Source organism: Streptomyces sp. NPDC042002, assembly GCF_055588305.1.
Genome location: NZ_JBVJCT010000002.1, coordinates 307243 through 325669, shown reverse-complemented (window position 1 = coordinate 325669; position 18427 = coordinate 307243). Strand labels below are relative to the sequence as shown.

The 18427-nt window shown below is 71.9% G+C and carries 7 protein-coding genes; 4 read left to right on the top strand and 3 right to left on the bottom strand.

The window, feature by feature from the left end:
- Both ACZ6KY_RS04155 and ACZ6KY_RS04150 read right to left on the bottom strand, forming a co-directional pair.
- On the bottom strand, positions 1-3221 hold a 3221-nt coding region (locus ACZ6KY_RS04155; protein ID WP_469308749.1), incomplete at its 3' end, for an amino acid adenylation domain-containing protein.
- A complete protein-coding gene (locus ACZ6KY_RS04150; RefSeq protein WP_469308975.1) occupies positions 3218-7234 on the bottom strand; it encodes a non-ribosomal peptide synthetase in 4017 nt (1338 codons plus the stop codon). The genes ACZ6KY_RS04150 and ACZ6KY_RS04155, both read right to left, overlap by 4 nt.
- A 1243-nt stretch (positions 7235-8477) precedes the next feature.
- Here ACZ6KY_RS04150 and ACZ6KY_RS04145 point away from each other — a divergent pair.
- Positions 8478-12584 carry a molybdopterin-dependent oxidoreductase gene (locus ACZ6KY_RS04145; protein ID WP_469308974.1) on the top strand — a complete coding sequence of 1369 codons (4107 nt, stop codon included), beginning with the start codon at positions 8478-8480 and terminating at the stop codon, positions 12582-12584.
- 88 nt (positions 12585-12672) lie between these two features.
- Here ACZ6KY_RS04145 and ACZ6KY_RS04140 read toward each other — a convergent pair whose 3' ends face one another.
- Positions 12673-13176, bottom strand: a complete 504-nt coding sequence (locus tag ACZ6KY_RS04140) for an NUDIX hydrolase (protein WP_469308748.1) — start codon at positions 13174-13176, stop codon at positions 12673-12675.
- Positions 13177-13306: 130 nt separating this feature from the next.
- On the opposite strand from ACZ6KY_RS04140, the gene ACZ6KY_RS04135 reads away from it, so the two are divergent.
- The 3 genes from ACZ6KY_RS04135 to meaB are packed head-to-tail and all read left to right on the top strand — an operon-like array spanning position 13307 to position 18269.
- On the top strand, positions 13307-15115 hold the full coding sequence (locus tag ACZ6KY_RS04135) for a methylmalonyl-CoA mutase family protein (RefSeq protein WP_469308747.1): 1809 nt from the start codon (positions 13307-13309) through the stop codon (positions 15113-15115).
- Positions 15115-17289, top strand: a complete 2175-nt coding sequence (scpA, locus tag ACZ6KY_RS04130; RefSeq protein ID WP_469308746.1) for a methylmalonyl-CoA mutase — start codon at positions 15115-15117, stop codon at positions 17287-17289. The genes ACZ6KY_RS04135 and scpA overlap by 1 nt, the downstream gene beginning before the upstream one ends.
- On the top strand, positions 17286-18269 hold the full coding sequence (gene meaB, locus ACZ6KY_RS04125) for a methylmalonyl Co-A mutase-associated GTPase MeaB (RefSeq protein WP_469308745.1): 984 nt from the start codon (positions 17286-17288) through the stop codon (positions 18267-18269). Before scpA ends, meaB begins: the two co-directional genes overlap by 4 nt.
- Positions 18270-18427 lie beyond the last annotated feature (158 nt).

Genomic DNA, 18427 nt, shown 5'->3' with positions numbered 1-18427 from the left:
GGCTCCCCACACCCTGCCAAGGCGCACCCCTCCCACCCCCCCCCCCCCCCCACCCCCCCCCCCCCCCCCCCCCCCGCCGCCGCCGCACCGGTCCGCCAGGGTGCGACGAGGTCGGCCACGGTGCTGTCCGGGGCGCGCGTGAGCTGGTCGAGGGCCGCGCGGAACAGCTGGGTCACCGCGTCGACGCGGTCGGCGGGCAGGCGTCCGGGATCGTACTCCCACAGGCAGTCGAGGCCGGAGTCCTGCTCCACGACGGACAGGGTCAGGGCGCACTTGGCGCCGGGCGGATCGATCCACAGCGGCCGTAGCGCGCAGCCCGGCAGGCGCAGTGCGTCGAACTCGGTGTTCTCCAGGACGAAGAGGTAGTCGAAGAGGGGGCCGCCGGGGCGGAAGACGTGGTCCTCCAGGACGTCGGCGAGCGCGATCTCCTGGCCGTTGAGGACTGTTGCCGCTGTGGTCGCGTGTTCGTGGAGCTGTGCGCGCAGGCTGCGCCGGGGTGCGGTGCGCAGGGGCAGCAGGACGGTGTTGGCGAACATCCCGACGGTGTCGCCGAATTCGGGTCGCGAGCGGCCCGTCACCGGGGCGGCGACGAGGGGGCGGCTCTGTCCGGTGACGCCGTAAACGGCGCAGGCGAACGCGGACAGCAGCAACTGGAAGCGGGTCAAGCCCTGTTGGGCGGCGAATCGGTCGAGTTCGGCGCGGTGTGCCGGGTCGATGGAGGTCCGCGTCATACGTGCGCCGTGCTGGGAGCCGAAGCCCGGTGCCGTCTCCAGGAGGGGGGAGGGTTCGGCGGCTGCCCGGTACTGCTCGGCCAGGCGGGTACGGGTCCGGCGGTACGCGGGGCTGCTGCGCCACTCGTGCTGCCAGGCCGCGAAGTCGAGGGTGGTGAAAGCCCGTTCGGGGGCCGTGTCCGCCGGGGTGCCGTCGTGTGCCGCTGTGTACTCCGTACTGAGGCCGCGGAAGAGCAGGTTGAGCGACCAGCCGTCCACGGCGATGTGGTGCAGGTGGAGCAGGAGCACCCCGCCGTCGGGGTCCGGCAGGAAGCCGGCGCGCAGCATCCGGGGGTCGGCGAGGTCGAACCCGGGAGCGAAGAACCGGCGTGCCGCGTCCTGCCACGCCTCCCCCGCGCGGGTGTCGGCGGCCTGCCAGGGGTCGTAGGGACCGGTGGTCTCCTGGACGAGTCCCTGCGGGGTGGCGGCCAGGCGGGTGCGGAGTGCGGGGTGCCGGGCGACGAGGGCCCGAAGGGCGTGCCGGAGCGCGTCGAGGTCCACGGCGCCCTCGATACGGAAGGCCAGCGGGACATCGTAGGAGCGGTCCTCGGGGGCGCGTTGGCGCAGCAGCCACAGCCGTTGCTGTTCGCTGGTCGCGGGGGCGGAGCGGGTGGCGGGGGCGACGCGGACCGGCGGGTGGATGCCGGCCGGGGCGTCGGCCCCGTGGACGGCTTCGGCGATGGCCGCGAAGTCGGCGCGCAGGACGAGTTGGTGCGGGAGGTCGGCGCCGTGGCGTTCCAGGAGGGCGAAGCGGAGGCGGAGGGCCGCCAGGGAGTCACCGCCGCTGGGTATCCAACGGTCCTGCGGTCGCAGACCCCGTACGCCGAGTATCTCCTCGGCCAGCTCCAGCACGGTGCGCTGCTCCGGGGTGACGGACCCCTTCGCCCGCGGCTCGGCGCGCCAGGGTGTGCCGCGCTCGCGCAGGAGCCGGGCGGCGTCCACTTTGCCGTTGACGGTCAGCGGCAACTCCGCCACCCGGTGCGTGTGGTGGGGTCTCATGTACGCGGGGAGGACGGCGTCGAGGTGGCGGTCGTACGCCTCGTGGGACAGATCCGCGCCGAGGACGAGAAACGCGAGGAGTTCGTTGCGGCCATGGTCGTCGCGCCGGGTGCACACGTAGGCGCGGCGGACGGCGGGGTGGGTCATGAGGCCGCGTTCGACTTCACCCGGCTCGATGCGGAAGCCGCGCACCTTGACCTGGCGGTCGGCTCGTCCGACGTACGTCACCAGGCCGTTCTCACCGACGCGGACGAGGTCGCCGGTGCGGTACCAGCGGGAGTCGTCGCCGCTCCCGGTCAACGGGGCGAAGCTCCGGCCCGTCTCCTCGGGGAGGTTGCGGTAGCCGAGGGCCAACGCCTCGCCCGCCAGGAGGAGTTCGGCGACGGTTCCGGCCGGGGCGGGGACACCCTGCCCGGTGACGGTCGTACAGCGGGTGCCGGGCAGAGGTGCGCCGATGGGGACCTCCTCGCCCTCGAAGTCCCGGGGCACGGCGAAGCACAGGGCGAACGTGGTCGCCTCGGTGGGCCCGTACACGTTGTGCAGGACGGTGCGGGCGTCCGGGTTGGCGCGGTACCAGGCGCGGAGGATCCCGGCGTCGACCCGTTCACCGCCGACGAGGACCTGCCGGGCGGCGGCGAAGCAGTCGGGGACCTGGTCGACGACCGCGTTGAACAGGGCCACGGTGATGAACACGGTGTCCACGGCCCGGCCGCGCAGTTCCTCGGCCAGCCGGACCGGGGCGTGCACGACGCTGTCGTCGAGGACGACGCAGGTGCCGCCGGTGAGCAGGGGGGTCCACACCTCGAAGCTGAGGGCGTCGAAGGCGGGGTTGGCCAGGCAGGCGTAGCGGTCGCCGGGGTCGAGGCGGAGGTATCCGGCGCGGGCCAGGCGCAGCACGCCCTCGTCGGTCACCTCGACGCCCTTGGGACGGCCGGTGGTGCCGGAGGTGTAGAAGAGGAATCCGGTCTCCGCGCCGGCACCGCGGGCCGGCTCTTCCGGCACCGGTCCGGGGACGACGAGCGCGTCGGCGGTGAGCGCGACCGGGTGACCCGCAGTGGCCGCAGTGACCGCTGCGGCCGCGGGCACAGGCCGCCCCGCCGGTCCGGTCTCGTCGGTCCCGTCGTGCACGACGGCGACCGTGGCCGAGTCTTCGAGGATGTGGCCGCGTCGGTCCGGCGGGCTGAGCCGGTCCAGGGGGACGACCGTGCATCCGTTGCGGCGGATGCCCAGCATGACGCAGATGAGCTGCCACGAGCGGGGCAGGTCCACCGCGACGGCCTGTCCGGGCCTGACGCCGGCGGCGCGCAGCCGGGCGGCTACGCGGTCCGCTGCGGCGTCGAGTTCCGCGTAGTCGAGGATGCGGCCGGCGTCCTCGACGGCGGGCGCGTCCGGGGTGCGTGCGGCCTGCGCGCGGACGGCGTCGGCGAGACGTGAGGGGACGGCGTCGCTCATCGTCCCTCCCCCGCCGGGACGGCCTGGCCGGCGTCAACGGGCGCGAGGGGTGGTGCCGTGTGGTGGGCGAGTTCGGCGGCGATGATGTCGGCGACCCGCCCGGCTTCGGTCTTCTCCAGCATCTCCCAGTGGTCGCAGGGCACGGGTTCGACGCGGAAGTACCCCTGGGCGCGCCGCTGCCAGAAGCCGCGCACGTCGGCGTGACGGGGGGTGTCGGTGCCGTCGCCGACGGCCTGGGCCAGCACGAGCCGGGCCGGTGACGGGTGCGGCCGGTGGTCTCGGGCGGTGGCACGGTTGTGGTTGTAGATGCGGAAGTAACGCTCGACCTGGGCGTCGTCGATACCGGGGTACATTCCGTTGAACCTCACGAGTTTGTCGCGGAATTCGGTCATGTCGACGGACTGGATCTCCGCGCGTTCGGCCGGGTCGTCGGTGGCCTGGGTGTCGAGCAGGACGACGCTCACGTCGGTGTGGCCGGCGTGGGCCAGCAGGCGGCCCATCTCGTGAGCGACGAGGCCGCCGTAGGACAGACCGGTGAGGACGAGGGGGGCGCGGTCGAGCGGGCCGAGCAGGTCGAGATAGGCCTCGGCCATGGCCTCGACGCTGGGCAGAAGGTCCTCGCCGGGGTTCACGCCCGGCGACTGGATGCCGTACAGGCCGACCCCTTCGGGCAGGCAGGCGGCGAGGGGCAGATAGCAGAAGGCGGTGCCGCCGGCGGGGTGGACGCAGACCACACGCGGGGCGCCGGCGGTGGAGTGTGTCGCGGCCCGGAACTCGACCAGGCTCCCTGGCGTCTCGGACACCCCGCCGGCGCGCAGGGTCCCGGCGAGCGCCTCGATGGTGGGGCGGCGCAGGATCTCCGCGACGGGGATACGGGTGCCGAACTCCTCTGCGACCGCGTGGGCCATCTTGATGGCGGCCAGGGACGTGCCCCCGAGTTCGAAGAAGTCGTCGCCGATGCCTATGTCGAGGTGGAGCAGGATGTCCCGCCATATGCGGTACAGGGCGTGTTCGAAGTGGTCGCGTGGGCTGGCGGTGTTCACCTGGTCGCTGTGGTGGGAGCGGGCGAGGCCGAGCAGGGCGTGGCGGTCGACCTTTCCGCTGTGGTTGAGAGGCAGGTCCGGCAGGTCGAGGACGACCGCCGGGATCATGTAGTCGGGCAGGTGCCGGGCGAGCGCGGTCCGCCACGGGTGCGCGTCGCGCTCGGCGGCCGGGCCACGGCCGACGGCCGCCACCAGGCGCGGCCCGCCGGGCGCGTCCCGGTCGGTGAGGACGGTGGCCTCCCGCACACCGGGCTGGGCGAGCAGCGCGGCCTCGATCTCGGCGGGTTCTATCCGGAATCCGCGCAGCTTCACCTGGTCGTCGGCGCGGCCCACGTAGTGCAGTTGCCCGTCGGGCAGCCGCCGGGCCAGGTCGCCGGTGCGGTAGAGACGTTCACCCGGCAGGTAGGGGTCGGGGACGAACCGTTCCGCGGTGAGATCGGGCCGGTTGAGGTAACCGCGGGCCAGGCAGGCACCCCCGAGGTACAGCTCACCGACGGTGCCCGGAGGTACGGGCTGGAGGTGGTCGTCGAGCAGGCGCAGCCGGGTGTTGCGCAGCGGGCGGCCCAGCGGGCTCTGCCGGTCCCGGGGTTGTGGGTCGTAGTGCGCGGTGCTGTACAGGGTCGCTTCGGTGGGCCCGTATCCGAAACACACCTTGAGGCCGGGGAGATGGCGGGTGAGGCGGTGCAGTGCCGCCTCGGGGAGCGCCTCGACTCCGGTGAGCAGGGTGCGCAACCGCAGGCCACGGAGGCGGGATCCGGGGTCCTCGTCGAGCCATCGGATGTACGCCGGTGGCAGGAAGGCCTGGACGACTCGGTGCTCGCGCAGCCATGCCACGAGGGCTTCGGGGTCGCCGCGCAGTTCCTCGGGCACGATGTGGACACTGCCGCCCGTGGTCAGCGGCAGCAGCAGTTCGTGCACAGAGGCGTCGAAGCCGATGCTCGCCCAGGCGGATCCGGCGTCGCCCGGCCCGGTGCCCATCCGTTCCTGCCAGTTGTCGAAGAGGTTGAGCACGCTGCGGTGTTCGACGGCGACGCCCTTGGGGCGGCCGGTGGAGCCGGACGTGAAGATGACGTAGGCCAGCATGTCCTGGGCCCGTGGTACGGCCGGAGGCGCCACCGACAGCGCCGTGCCCCGCGCCTCGACGCCGGCCAGGGACGACCACCCCGAGGAGCGGGCGTGTTCGGGGCTGTCCGTCAGGACCAGGGGGCAGGCGGCATCCTCGACCATGCCGTCGAGCCTGGCCCGCGGCTGGGCGGGGTCCAGCGGCAGATAGGCCGCGCCCGCCTTCATGACGCCGAGGATGCCGACGAGCAGGTCGGCGGTGCGTCCGGTGTGCAGGCCGATCACGTCACCGGGGCCCACGGAGCGGGCGGCGAGGGCGTGGGCCAGCCGGTTGGCCCTGCGGTCCAGCGTCGCGTAGTCCGTCGTGCCGTCCTCGCAGACGACGGCCGGCTGTCGTGGCCGCTCGCGGACCTGTGCCTCGAACAGATCGAGGAGGCTGTCGGCCGTGAGCGGGGAACCGGGTGCCGCGGCGCGCGGTGCGGTGTGGTCGGGGACGCACTGTGCGCCCTGTTCGCGACGGTCGGCGCGGCCGGTGGCCCCCGGAGCCGGGTGGGTGGTGGCGTCGCCCTCGGCGAGCAGGCGGTCGCGGTCCTCCCGGCTCATCAGGTCGAGGGTGCCGATCTCCGTTTCGGGTCGGCGGGCGAGGTCGGTGAGCAGGCGTCGCAGGTGGTCCGCGTAGCGCCGGGCCGTGGCGGCGTCGAAGAGGGCGGTGGCGTAGTCGAGATGGCCGGTGAGGGCGCCTTCGGACTCGGTGACGGACAGGGCGAGGTCGAACTTGGCGGGCGCGTGCGGGATGGGCAGTGGTTCGGCGGTGACGCCGTTGAGGTGCAGCAGGCCGGCGCGGTCGGGGACCCAGGCAAGCATGGTCTGGAACAGGGGCGGATGGGCCGCGCTGCGTGGCGGGTTGACGAGTTCCACGACCCGTTCGAAGGGCAGGTCCTGATGGTCGAGAGCGGCTCGCACGACAGCCCGGACGCGGGTGAGGGCCTCGGCGGCGGACGGTGAGCCGGACAGGTCCGTGCGCAGGGCGAGGGAGTTGGTGACGAAGCCGATGAGGGAGCGGGCTCCGGGATCGCGACGGTTTGCCACCGGACTTCCGACAACGATGTCGTTCTGCCTGGAGAGCCGGGACAGCAGGATCGTCCAGCCGGTCAGGACGGCCACGAAGAGGGTCGCGCCGTGTTGCCGCGCGAGGGCGCGCAGAGCCGCGGTGTCCTCCGGGCCGAGACGGAACTCGACACGTCCGCCGGTGTATTGCTGTTCGGGGGGCCGGGGACGGTCGGTGGGCAGCTCCAGCAGCGGGGGCGCGCCGTCGAGGGTCCGTCGCCAGTAGGCTTCCTGGGCCGCGAGTGCCCCACCGGCCACGGAGGCGCGTTGGGTGGCGGCGTGGTCGGCGTACTGGAGGACGAGCGGCGGCAGCGGGTCGGCTTCCCCAGCGAGCAACGCCGCGTAGAGAGCGGCTAGTTCGCGCATCATGACGTTCATCGACCAGCCGTCGTAGACACTGTGATGGAACGTCAGCAGCAGGACGTGAACTTCGGGTTCGAGCGTCACCAGATGGCCTCGGCCCAGTGGACCGGCCGCGAGATCGAAGGCGGCACAGGCCTCGGCCTCGCGCAGGGCGGACAGCACCTCAGGCGCTTCCGGGGTCCCGGTCAGTTCGGTGCGGAGCAGAAGGAATCCCGTGGCCGGCGGATCGACGCACTGCCGGAGCTCCCCGTCGACGGCCACGAGCCGCGTGCGCAGCGCCTCGTGGCGGGTGACCAGCGCGTCGAGGGCCTGCCCGAACACGTCGGCGTCCAGGGGTCCTTCGAGCCGGAAGGCGAGCGCCTCGTTGTAGGCCTCCTTCGCTCCCGGCAATTGCGACAGGAACCAGAGACGCTGCTGCGCGAAGGACGCGTCTCGCATACGAGCCGGCGCGCCCGCGGTATTACTCAAGGGTAATCCCGCATTCCGCAGGCCGGGATCACGTTGGATTGCGTGGGGGGTTTTCTGCACTGCCGAAACCTGGCCTTCCCAAGTTTTGGGGAACAGTTGGCGTCGTTCGACCGGACGGACGGGATCACCGCCCGGAGAGCCGGGAAGCCCGGACGACCGCGAAGAGCCGGATGGAATAAGAGTCGGGAATGGCGCCTCGAACCGCGACGACGCACGAGGGAGGCTGAAGGGGCGAGTCGGACGCCCGGCCGGACGGTCATACGAGGAGAAGCCGGGCATTCGTACGAGGGTGAGGGGGCGAGTCACTTGTTGGTCCGCGCCGGCCGGGCCGGAACGGTGGGCGGACTGCCCGATCTACGAGAGGGCGACGAAGTCCTCATGGACAGTCAGGACTTGTTCTCCCACGCGATCGACTGACTACGAGGAACTCGCGGAGAGCGCTGCGCACGTTGACTCCCTCGGCTTCACACTGAACAGACGAAATCACATTCCCGTGAGTTCCTTGAAGAGCTCGGGAAGCGCAGTGTGATCATCGATCAGCGACTCAAGCAATGTCAATGACCTTCAGGGAAAAGCAACTTGACGATGCCTCACCCTCTGACCACTCTTCCCGCGGTGACCTGGCGGCTCCGAACGGAAATGGGCGCGTGCGACGAAGTCCGCTGTTCGGTAACGGACTTCAGGAGACAGCCGGGGACTTCAGGCCCACCGGCGGGCACGGTCGCCGCCCCCTCAGGAGGTCGCAGACCGCCGGACCGCTTCGGCGTTGCGCGTGCACCAGTCCGCGGCCCGCGGCCGAGCAGCCGCTCCACGGTGTTCGTGCGGAAGCCGACGGTGTCGGCGCGCATGAGGGTGAAGCCCTCCGTGATGGCGTCGGCCAGTGCCTGGGGCGCTCCGTCGGGAAGCGGAACCGTACGGCCTCGGCCGGTGTGGCCGCGGCCCGGACCTCGATCTTCCCGGCCGGCATCGTCCGGTCGGCGCGGCGCCATGAGGACCGGAACGTGGTCCCACCCCCGCGGGCCGCACCTCACAAGCGTCGGCGCGTGGGTGTGTGGAGCGCGTAACCCCAGGTGATCGAGGGGTGTGACAACCGCGTAATGGGCACTTCGTAGCGTCGGTGGCGGAAGGTGCCGATCACACGGAGGGGCCGCTCGTGACCACGACCACCCAGCAGGTGCGGACGGTCTGCTCGTACTGCGGTGTCGGCTGCGGGATGGTCCTCGACATCGGGGCGGGCCCCGACGGGCGGCGTACGGTCCTGAAGGCGTCCGGCGACAAGGCGCACCCCGCCAACTTCGGGCGCCTGTGCACCAAGGGCGCGACCACGGCGGACATGCTCGCCGCCCCCGGGCGGCTGACCTCGGCCCTCGTGCGCGCCGAACGGGGAGCGGAGGCCGAGCCCGCCCCGGTGGACACCGCGATCGCCGAGACGGCGCGGCGGCTTCGGGCGGTGATCGACGAACACGGCCCGGACGCCTTCGCGTTCTACGTCTCCGGGCAGATGGGTCTGGAGGCCCAGTACCTGGCGAACAAGCTGGCCAAGGGCTTCATGCGGACGAACCAGATCGAGTCGAACTCCCGGCTGTGCATGGCCAGCGCGGGCACCGGTTACAAGCTGTCGCTGGGCGCGGACGGCCCGCCCGGCTCGTACCAGGACTTCGAGCACGCCGACGTCTTCTTCGTCATCGGCTCCAACATGGCCGACTGCCACCCCGTCCTCTTCCTCAGGATGATGGACCGGGTCAAGTCGGGCGGCGCCAAGCTGATCGTCGCCGACCCGCGGCGCAGCGCGACCGCCGACAAGGCGGACCTCTTCCTGCCGGTCCGGCCCGGAACGGATCTGGCCCTGCTCAACGGCCTGCTGCACCTGCTGTACGAGAACGGGCACACCGACCCCGAGTTCATCGCCGCGCACACCGAGGGGTGGGAGGCGATGCCGGAGTTCCTGGCCGCCTACCCGCCCGCCACGGTCGCCGGGATCACCGGCGTCCCGGAGGACGACCTCCGTGCGGCGGCCCGGCTCATCGGCGAGGCCGGGGAGTGGATGAGCTGCTGGACCATGGGCCTCAACCAGTCCACGCACGGCACCTGGAACACCAACGCGCTGATCAATCTGCATCTGGCGACCGGCGCGATCTGCCGGCCGGGCAGCGGTCCGTTCTCGCTGACCGGCCAGCCCAACGCCATGGGCGGCCGGGAGATGGGCTACATGGGCCCGGGGCTGCCCGGCCAGCGGTCGGTGCTGGTCGACGCGGAGCGCGCCTTCGTGGAGGAGTTGTGGGGGCTGCCGCCCGGCACGGTCCGTAAGGACGGGGTCGGCCAGGGCACGATCGAGATGTTCCGGAAGATGGCCGACGGGGAGATCAAGGCGTGCTGGATCATCTGCACCAACCCCGTCGCCTCCGTGGCCAACCGCAAGACCGTCATCGAGGGGCTGGAGCGGGCCGAGTTCGTCGTCACCCAGGACGTGTTCGCCGAGACGGAGACCAACGCGTACGCGGATGTCGTCCTGCCGGGAGCCCTGTGGACCGAGACGGAGGGCGTCCTCGTCAACAGCGAGCGCAATGTCACCCTCGCCCGGCCCGCGGTGGAGCCGCCCGGTGAGGCGATGGCGGACTGGCGGATCATCGCCGCCGTCGCCCGCGCGATGGGATACGAGCGGGGTTTCTCGTACGACAGCGCGGAAGAGGTCTTCGAGGAGATCAAGCGCGCCCACAACCCGAAGACCGGCTACGACCTGCGGGGCGTCACCTATGACCGGCTGCGGTCCACCCCGGTGCAGTGGCCCGCCGCGCGCGAGGACGGCCCCGACCGCAATCCGATCCGCTATGTGGGCTCGGACGGCGGCGGTCCGGTCTTCCCCACGGCGAGCGGCCGCGCGGTGTTCTACGCCCGCCCGCACATCCCCGCCGCCGAGATGCCGGACGACGACTACCCGTACGTCCTGAACACCGGCCGGTTGCAGCACCAGTGGCACACCCTCACCAAGACGGGCAGGGTCGCCAGACTCAACAAACTCAACCCCGGGCCCTTCGTGGAGCTGCACCCGGACGACGCCGCCGCTCTCGGTGTCGCCGAGGGCGATTCGGTGGAGGTCGCGTCGCGGCGCGGCCGGGCGGTGCTGCCCGCCGTGGTGACCGACCGGGTCCGGCCGGGCTGCTGTTTCGCGCCCTTCCACTGGAACGACCTGTTCGGCGAGTACCTGAGCGTCAACGCCGTCACGAGCGACGCCGTCGATCCGCTGTCCTTCCAGCCGGAGTTCAAGGTCTGCGCGGTGTCCCTGACGAGGGTGGCGACTCCGGTGTCCGTGACGGCCCCGGCCGTGGGCGGTGCCGCCCGGGACACCGGAACCGTGGTGGCCGCCGTCTCCGGGGGGCCGACGGCACCGGTCGCCCTTCCCGCAGGCCCTTCGGGCCCCTCGGGTCCCGCGGACGTCTTCGGACTCGAGCCCGCCCCGCCGCCGGTCCTGGCCGAGCACGAGCGCCGGTACCTGATCGGTTTCCTCGCCGGCCTCGCGTCGGGCGCGCCCGGCGTGCCGGTGCTGCCGCCGGGGGCGCCCTTCAGCCCCGAGCACGCGCTGTGGGTGAACGGTGTGCTGGCCGGCATGTACTCCCGGGCCGTTCCGGACACACCACGCCCGGCCGCGACGCCGGCCACGCCCGTCCGGGAGGTCGTCGTTCTGTGGGCCTCGCAGACCGGCAACGCCGAGGAGTTCGCCGCGGCCGCCGCCGACCGGCTCACCACCACCGGGCACAAGGCCACCCTGGTCGGTATGGAGGACGCCCACCCGGGAGCACTGCCCACCGGCGCCGACATCCTCCTCATCACCAGCACCTTCGGCGACGGCGACGCCCCCGACAACGGGTCCGGGTTCTGGGACGCCCTCGCCGCACCCGACACACCCCGCCTGGACGGCGTGCGCTACGCGGTGCTCGCGTTCGGCGACTCCTCGTACGACGACTTCTGCGGCCACGGCCGCCGCCTCGACCAGCGCCTCGACGAACTGGGCGCCGTACGGCTCGCCCCGCGCACGGACTGCGAGCCCGACTACGAGCCCTCGGCCTCGGCCTGGCTCGACCAGGTCCTCACCTCACTGACCGACGGCACCGACGGCTCGGAGTCGGCCTCGACGCCCGCGCCGCCCACCACTTCGGCCGCTCCGGCGGCGCCGTCGTCGGCTCCCCCGCCGAAGAGGCCGGCCCCCGTCACCACCCTCCTGGTCGGCAACCAGCGGCTCAGTCTGCCCGGAGCGGGCAAGGAGGTCCGGCGTTTCACCTTCGACACCCGCGACAGCGAGACCCCGCTCGTCTACCGGGCCGGCGACGCTCTCGGCGTGCGTCCCGTCAACTCCCCCGACCTCGTGGCGGAATGGCTGGCCACCACCGGTCTCGCCCCGGACAGCTCCGTGAACCTGAACGGAAGCGGGGAGATCCAGGGGATCCCCTTTCACGAGGCCCTGCACCGGCGTCTGGACATCACCCGGATCACCCCGGACCTGCTGCGTTTCGTCGCCGAACGCACCCATGACCGGGTGTTGAAGAAGCTCCTGCGACCCGACAACAAGGACGAACTGGCCAAGTGGTCCTGGGGCCGCCAGGCCGTCGACGTCCTCGCCGAACACCCCGTCCGGGCCGACGCCCAGGAATGGGCCGAGGTGCTGAGGCCGCTCCAGCCCCGCCTGTACTCCATTTCGTCCAGCCCGCTGACCGACCCCCGCCTCGTCTCGCTCACGGTCTCCGTCGTCCGGTACGAGAATCCTGACGGCCGACCGCGCCAGGGCGTCTGCTCGCCCTTTCTCGCCGACGCGGCCCCCGGCGCACAGGTCCCGGTCTTCGTCCAGCCCTCCCCGAAATTCCGGCCGCCGGCCGACCCCGCCACGCCCATGGTGATGGTGGGCCCCGGCACCGGGATCGCCCCCTTCATCGGCTTCCTGCACGAGCGCCGCGCCCTCGGCCACCGCGCTCCCAACTGGCTGTTCTTCGGCGAACAGCACCGGGCCACCGACTTCTACTACGAGGACGAGCTGACCGCGTTCCTCTCCGACGGCACGCTCGCCCGCCTGGACACCGCCTTCTCGCGCGACCAGCGCGCCAAGGTCTACGTCCAGGACCGGATGCGCGAGCACGGCCCGCAGCTCTGGTCCTGGCTCCAGGAGGGGGCACACTTCTATGTGTGCGGCGACGCCTCCCGTATGGCCAAGGACGTCGACCGGGCCCTCCGGGACATCGCCACCGCCCACGGCGGCCACAGCGCGGACGGGGCCACCGCGTACGTGAAGCAACTCGCGGCCGAGAAGCGGTATGTCCGCGACGTGTACTGATCGGCTGCGGGTCAGCGGCTCGCCGGGGCCGGCTCGGCGCAGCAGGTGCGCGGGCTTCCTGCTCGGGCGAAGGCTGTCCTCCGCGCGGTCAGGGCGATGTGCCGGTGGGCCCGTTCGGTACATGGCCGAGGTCGACGGGTGCGGCGGGTGCACCGTCGCGTCGTACGGCGGCCAGCAGTGCCGGGAGCTGTGGTGGCCACAACCGCTCCGCGACACCCGACATATCGCCCGGCGACCACCATCTCCCCCCGAGAATGCCTTCCGCCGCCTGCGACGCGCGCAGTGCGCCCGCCGTCTCCCTGCGAGGTCCGTACGCGAGGAAGATGTGTTCGTGCTGCCGCACGGGGACACCGGCCCTGGTGAAGTCGTGCTCCCAGAGACACAGCACGGTGCCGCCGAGTTCGATGTCCGTCCAGCCGGTCTCCTCGCGCAATTCGCGCTCGGCGGCTCGGAGCGGCGTCTCACCCGGATCCATTCCGCCACCGGGCAGCGCCCAGTGGACGCCGACTTCCTCGTTGTCGTACCGGAACATGAAGACAGCCCCCGCCGGGTCCAGTACCGCGACCCTGGCTGCCTGCCTGGGAATCCGCACCGGTTCACCCTGCCAGAGCGGCCCGAGGGTGTCGATCAGGCGCCTGAGAGCTGGATCACCGGCACCAAGAGGCCAAGGTCACAGGCTTCGCCTCTGCTGTCGCTCCAGAACTCTGACCTAGCATCCGAACATGACAGTCCTGCCCAATGACGGGCTCGCGCTGGCCGCCGAGTTCCCTTCCGCGACCCATGACCAGTGGCAGCTCCTGGTAGAAGGCGTGCTGCGCAAATCGGGTAAGGAGGTCTCGAGCGCGACAGCCGAAGACGCGCTGTCCACCGCGCTCGAGGACGGGCTCGCCACCCGGCCGTTGTACACCGCGCGTGACACGACCACCGATCCCGGTTTCCCTGGATTCGCCCCCTTCGTCCGAGGAAGCCGGCCCGAGGGCAACACCTCCGGCGGCTGGGACGTACGGCAGCGGCACACAGCGGCCGACAACGCCCTCGTGCTCGGTGACCTGGAGAACGGCGTCACGTCGCTGTGGCTCGCGGTCGGCGAGGGCGGCGTTCCGGTCTCCTCGCTCAAGAGCGTCCTCGCCGGCGTCTACCTCGATCTGGCGCCCGTCGTCCTCGACGCGGGAACCGACGTCGCGTCCGCGGCCCAGGAACTGCTGCGGCTGTACGAGGAACGGGGCGTGGCCCCGAGTGCCGCGCGCGGCAACCTCGGCGCGGACCCGCTCGGCCATGAGGCCCGTACGGGGGCGGCGATGGACTTCGCCCCGGTCGTCCCGCTCGCTCTGCGGTGCGCCGAGGAGTACCCCGGGCTGCGGGCGCTGACCGTGGACGCGCTGCCGTACCACGAGGCCGGCGGCTCGGCCGCGCAGGAGCTGGGCGCCTCGCTGGCGACCGGTGTCGCCTATCTGCGGGAGCTGACCGGAGCGGGGCTGTCCGTCGAACAGGCCTGTGCGCAGCTGGAGTTCCGGTACGCGGCGACCGCCGACCAGTTCCTGACGATCGCCAAGCTGCGGGCGGCGCGCAGGCTGTGGGCGCGGGTCGCCGAGGTGTGCGGGGCGCCGGGCGCGGGTGCGCAGGTGCAGCACGCGGTGACCTCGCCGGTGATGATGTCGCGCCGCGACCCGTGGGTGAACATGCTGCGCACGACCATCGCGACGCTCGCGGCCGGGGTCGGCGGCGCCGACTCCGTCACCGTCCTGCCCTTCGACCACGCGCTCGGTCTGCCGGACGCCTTCGCGCGGCGCATCGCCCGCAACACGTCGACGATCCTCATCGAGGAGTCGCATCTGTCCCGGGTGATCGACCCGGCGGGCGGCTCCTGGTACGTGGAGAAGCTCACCGACGAACTCGCCCACGCGGGCTGGGAGTTCTTCCAGGGGATCGAGCAGGGCGGCGGCCAGGCCGCCGTCCTGCGCTCGGGCCGCCTCGGCCAGGACCTGGCGGACACCTGGGCGGCGCGCTCCGCGAAGCTCGCCAAGCGGCGCGAACCGATCACCGGCGTCAGCGAGTTCCCGAACCTGGCCGAGCGCCCGGTGGAACGCCTGCCCGTCCCCGAGGCACCGTCCGGCGGCCTCCCGCGCGTCCGGCGCGACGAGGCGTACGAGGAGCTGCGGGCCCGCTCCGACGCGCACCTCGCCGCCACCGGGTCCCGTCCGCGGATCTACCTGGCCGCGATCGGCCCCGCCGCCGCGCACACCGCGCGGTCGACGTTCGTCGCGAACCTGTTCCAGGCCGGTGGCATCGAGCCGGTCACGGACGGCACGTTCGAGGACAGCGGCGCCACCGAGGCCTGCCTGTGCTCCAGTGACGCGCTGTACGAGGAGCAGGCCGCGAGCACGGCCGAAGCCCTCACGGCGGCCGGCGCCCGGCATGTGTTCCTGGCGGGCCGTCCCGGGCAGTACCCCGGTGTGGACGCCTATGTCTTCGCGGGCTGCGACGCCGTCGCCGTCCTCTCCGCCACCCTCGACCGCATGGGAGTGTCCTGATGGGAATCCCCGACTTCTCCGGAATCGAACTGGGGACGCCCACCGCCGAAGGCAGCGCCGACGAGTGGAGTGCCGCCGCGGAGAAGGCCACGGGCGGGAGCGAGGCGTTCTGGGAGACCCCGGAGGGCATCGCGGTCAAGCCGCTGTACACCGGCCGTGACACGGAAGGCCTGGACTTCCTGGACACGTACCCGGGCGTGGCACCGTATCTGCGCGGTCCGTACCCGACGATGTACGTCAACCAGCCCTGGACGATCCGTCAGTACGCCGGCTTCTCCACGGCCGAGGAGTCCAACGCCTTCTACCGCCGCAACCTGGCGGCGGGCCAGAAGGGCCTGTCGATCGCCTTCGACCTGCCCACGCACCGCGGTTACGACAGCGACCACCCGCGGGTGACGGGCGATGTCGGCATGGCGGGCGTGGCCATCGACTCCATCTACGACATGCGCCAGCTCTTCGACGGCATCCCGCTGGACAAGATGACCGTGTCGATGACGATGAACGGCGCCGTGCTGCCCGTTCTCGCGCTGTACATCGTGGCGGCCGAGGAACAGGGCGTGCCGCCCGAGAAGCTGGCCGGGACCATCCAGAACGACATCCTCAAGGAGTTCATGGTCCGCAACACGTACATCTATCCGCCGAAGCCGTCGATGCGGATCATCTCCGACATCTTCGCGTACACCTCGCAGCGGATGCCGCGCTACAACTCCATCTCCATCTCCGGGTACCACATCCAGGAGGCGGGCGCGACGGCCGACCTGGAGCTGGCGTACACGCTCGCGGACGGCGTGGAGTACATCCGGGCGGGCCGCGAGGCGGGCCTGGACGTGGACGCGTTCGCGCCGCGGCTCTCGTTCTTCTGGGCGATCGGCATGAACTTCTTCATGGAGGTCGCCAAGCTGCGGGCGGCGCGCCTGCTGTGGGCCAAGATGGTGAAGCAGTTCGATCCGCAGAACGCCAAGTCCCTTTCCCTGCGCACCCATTCGCAGACCTCCGGCTGGTCGCTGACCGCGCAGGACGTGTTCAACAACGTGACGCGTACGTGTGTGGAGGCCATGGCCGCCACGCAGGGCCACACCCAGTCGCTGCACACCAACGCCCTGGACGAGGCGCTGGCGCTGCCCACCGACTTCTCCGCGCGGATCGCCCGCAACACGCAGCTGCTGCTCCAGCAGGAGTCCGGCACGACCCGGGTCATCGACCCGTGGGGCGGCAGCGCGTACATCGAGAAGCTCACGTACGACCTCGCGCGCCGCGCCTGGCAGCACATCGAGGAGGTCGAGGCGGCGGGCGGTATGGCGCAGGCCATCGACGCCGGCATCCCCAAGCTCCGGATCGAGGAGGCGGCGGCCCGCACGCAGGCCCGTATCGACTCCGGCCGCCAGCCGGTCATCGGCGTCAACAAGTACCGCGTGGAGACCGACGAGAAGATCGACGTCCTCAAGGTCGACAACTCCTCGGTGCGCACGCAGCAGATCGAGAAGCTGCGGCGGCTGCGGGCCGAGCGCGACGAGCGGGAGTGCCAGGACGCGCTGGACGACCTGACGCGGGCGGCGGCCGGTGAGGGCAACCTGCTGGAGCTGGCGGTGCGCGCGGCCCGCGCGATGGCCACCGTCGGGGAGATCTCCGACGCCCTGGAGAAGGTGTACGGGCGGCACGCGGGCCAGATCCGTACGATCTCCGGCGTGTACCGCAACGAAGCAGGGGAGTCCCCGTCCGTGGACCGCACCCGGACCCTGGTGGACGCGTTCGAGGAGGCCGAGGGCCGGCGCCCGCGCATCCTGGTCGCCAAGATGGGCCAGGACGGTCACGACCGCGGCCAGAAGGTGATCGCGACCGCCTTCGCCGACCTCGGCTTCGACGTGGACGTCGGCCCGCTGTTCCAGACGCCGGGCGAGGTGGCCCGTCAGGCGGTGGAGGCGGACGTGCACATCGTGGGCGTCTCGTCGCTGGCCGCGGGGCACCTCACCCTCGTACCGGCGCTGCGCGAGGAACTGGCCGCGGAGGGCCGCGAGGACATCATGATCGTGGTCGGCGGGGTGATCCCGCCGCAGGACGTGCCGACCCTGCTGGAGATGGGCGCGGCCGCCGTGTTCCCGCCCGGGACGGTGATCCCGGACGCGGCCCACGACCTCGTCCAGCGGCTCTCTGCCGGCCTCGGGCACGACCTGTGATCGAACTCGACACCTATGTCAAGGGTGTACTCGACGGGAAGCGGGCGCTGATCGCCCGCGCCATCACTCTCGTCGAGTCCACCCGGCCCCAGCACCGGGCGCTGGCGCAGGAGTTGCTGACCGAACTGCTCCCGCACAGCGGGAAGGCGCGGCGGATCGGCATCAGCGGGGTGCCCGGCGTCGGCAAGTCGACGTTCATCGACGCGTTCGGCACGATGCTGACCTCGCTGGGGTACCGGGTCGCGGTGCTCGCCGTCGACCCGTCCTCCAGTCGTACGGGCGGCTCGATCCTGGGTGACAAGACCCGGATGGAGCGCCTCGCCGTCGACCCGGCCGCCTTCATCCGCCCCTCCCCCACCGCCGGAACGCTCGGCGGGGTGGCCAAGGCGACCCGCGAGTCGATCGTGGTGATGGAAGCGGCCGGCTACGACGTGGTGCTGGTGGAGACGGTCGGGGTGGGCCAGTCGGAGACCGCGGTCGCGAACATGGTCGACTCCTTCCTGCTGTTGACGCTGGCGCGCACCGGTGACCAGTTGCAGGGCATCAAGAAGGGCGTCCTGGAGCTGGCCGACGTGATCGCCGTCAACAAGGCGGACGGTCCGCACGCGCGCGACGCGCAGTCCGCCGCACGTGAACTGGCGGGCGCCCTGCGGCTGATGCACGGCAGGGACGCGGCCTGGACGCCTCCGGTGCTGAGTTGCAGCGCCCGTGAGTCGGCCGGTCTGGACACCGTGTGGGATCGCCTGGAGCAGCACCGCACGCTCCTCGACTCGACGGGCCGCCTCGCCGACAAGCGCCGTGACCAGCAGGTCGACTGGACCTGGACGATGGTCCGCGACGAACTCCTCGGCCGCCTGCACAACGATCGGGCCGTACGGGCCATCACCCCCGACCTCGAACGCCAGGTGCGGGAGGGCGGGTTGACGGCCACGCTCGCGGCGGAACGCATTCTGAAGGTGTTCGGCGGCGCGGGTTCCTGAGCCGCTCGGCCAAAGGGCCCGGCGAGTCCCCCGACCGCGTCCTCACGGTTCCACTGCGCCCGCCGAACATGGAGGGGGGGGGGGGGGGGGGGGGGGGGGGGGGGGGGAGGGGGGGGAGGGAACAGTCGAGGGAGGGAACAAAGCGCAAGAGGGGGACA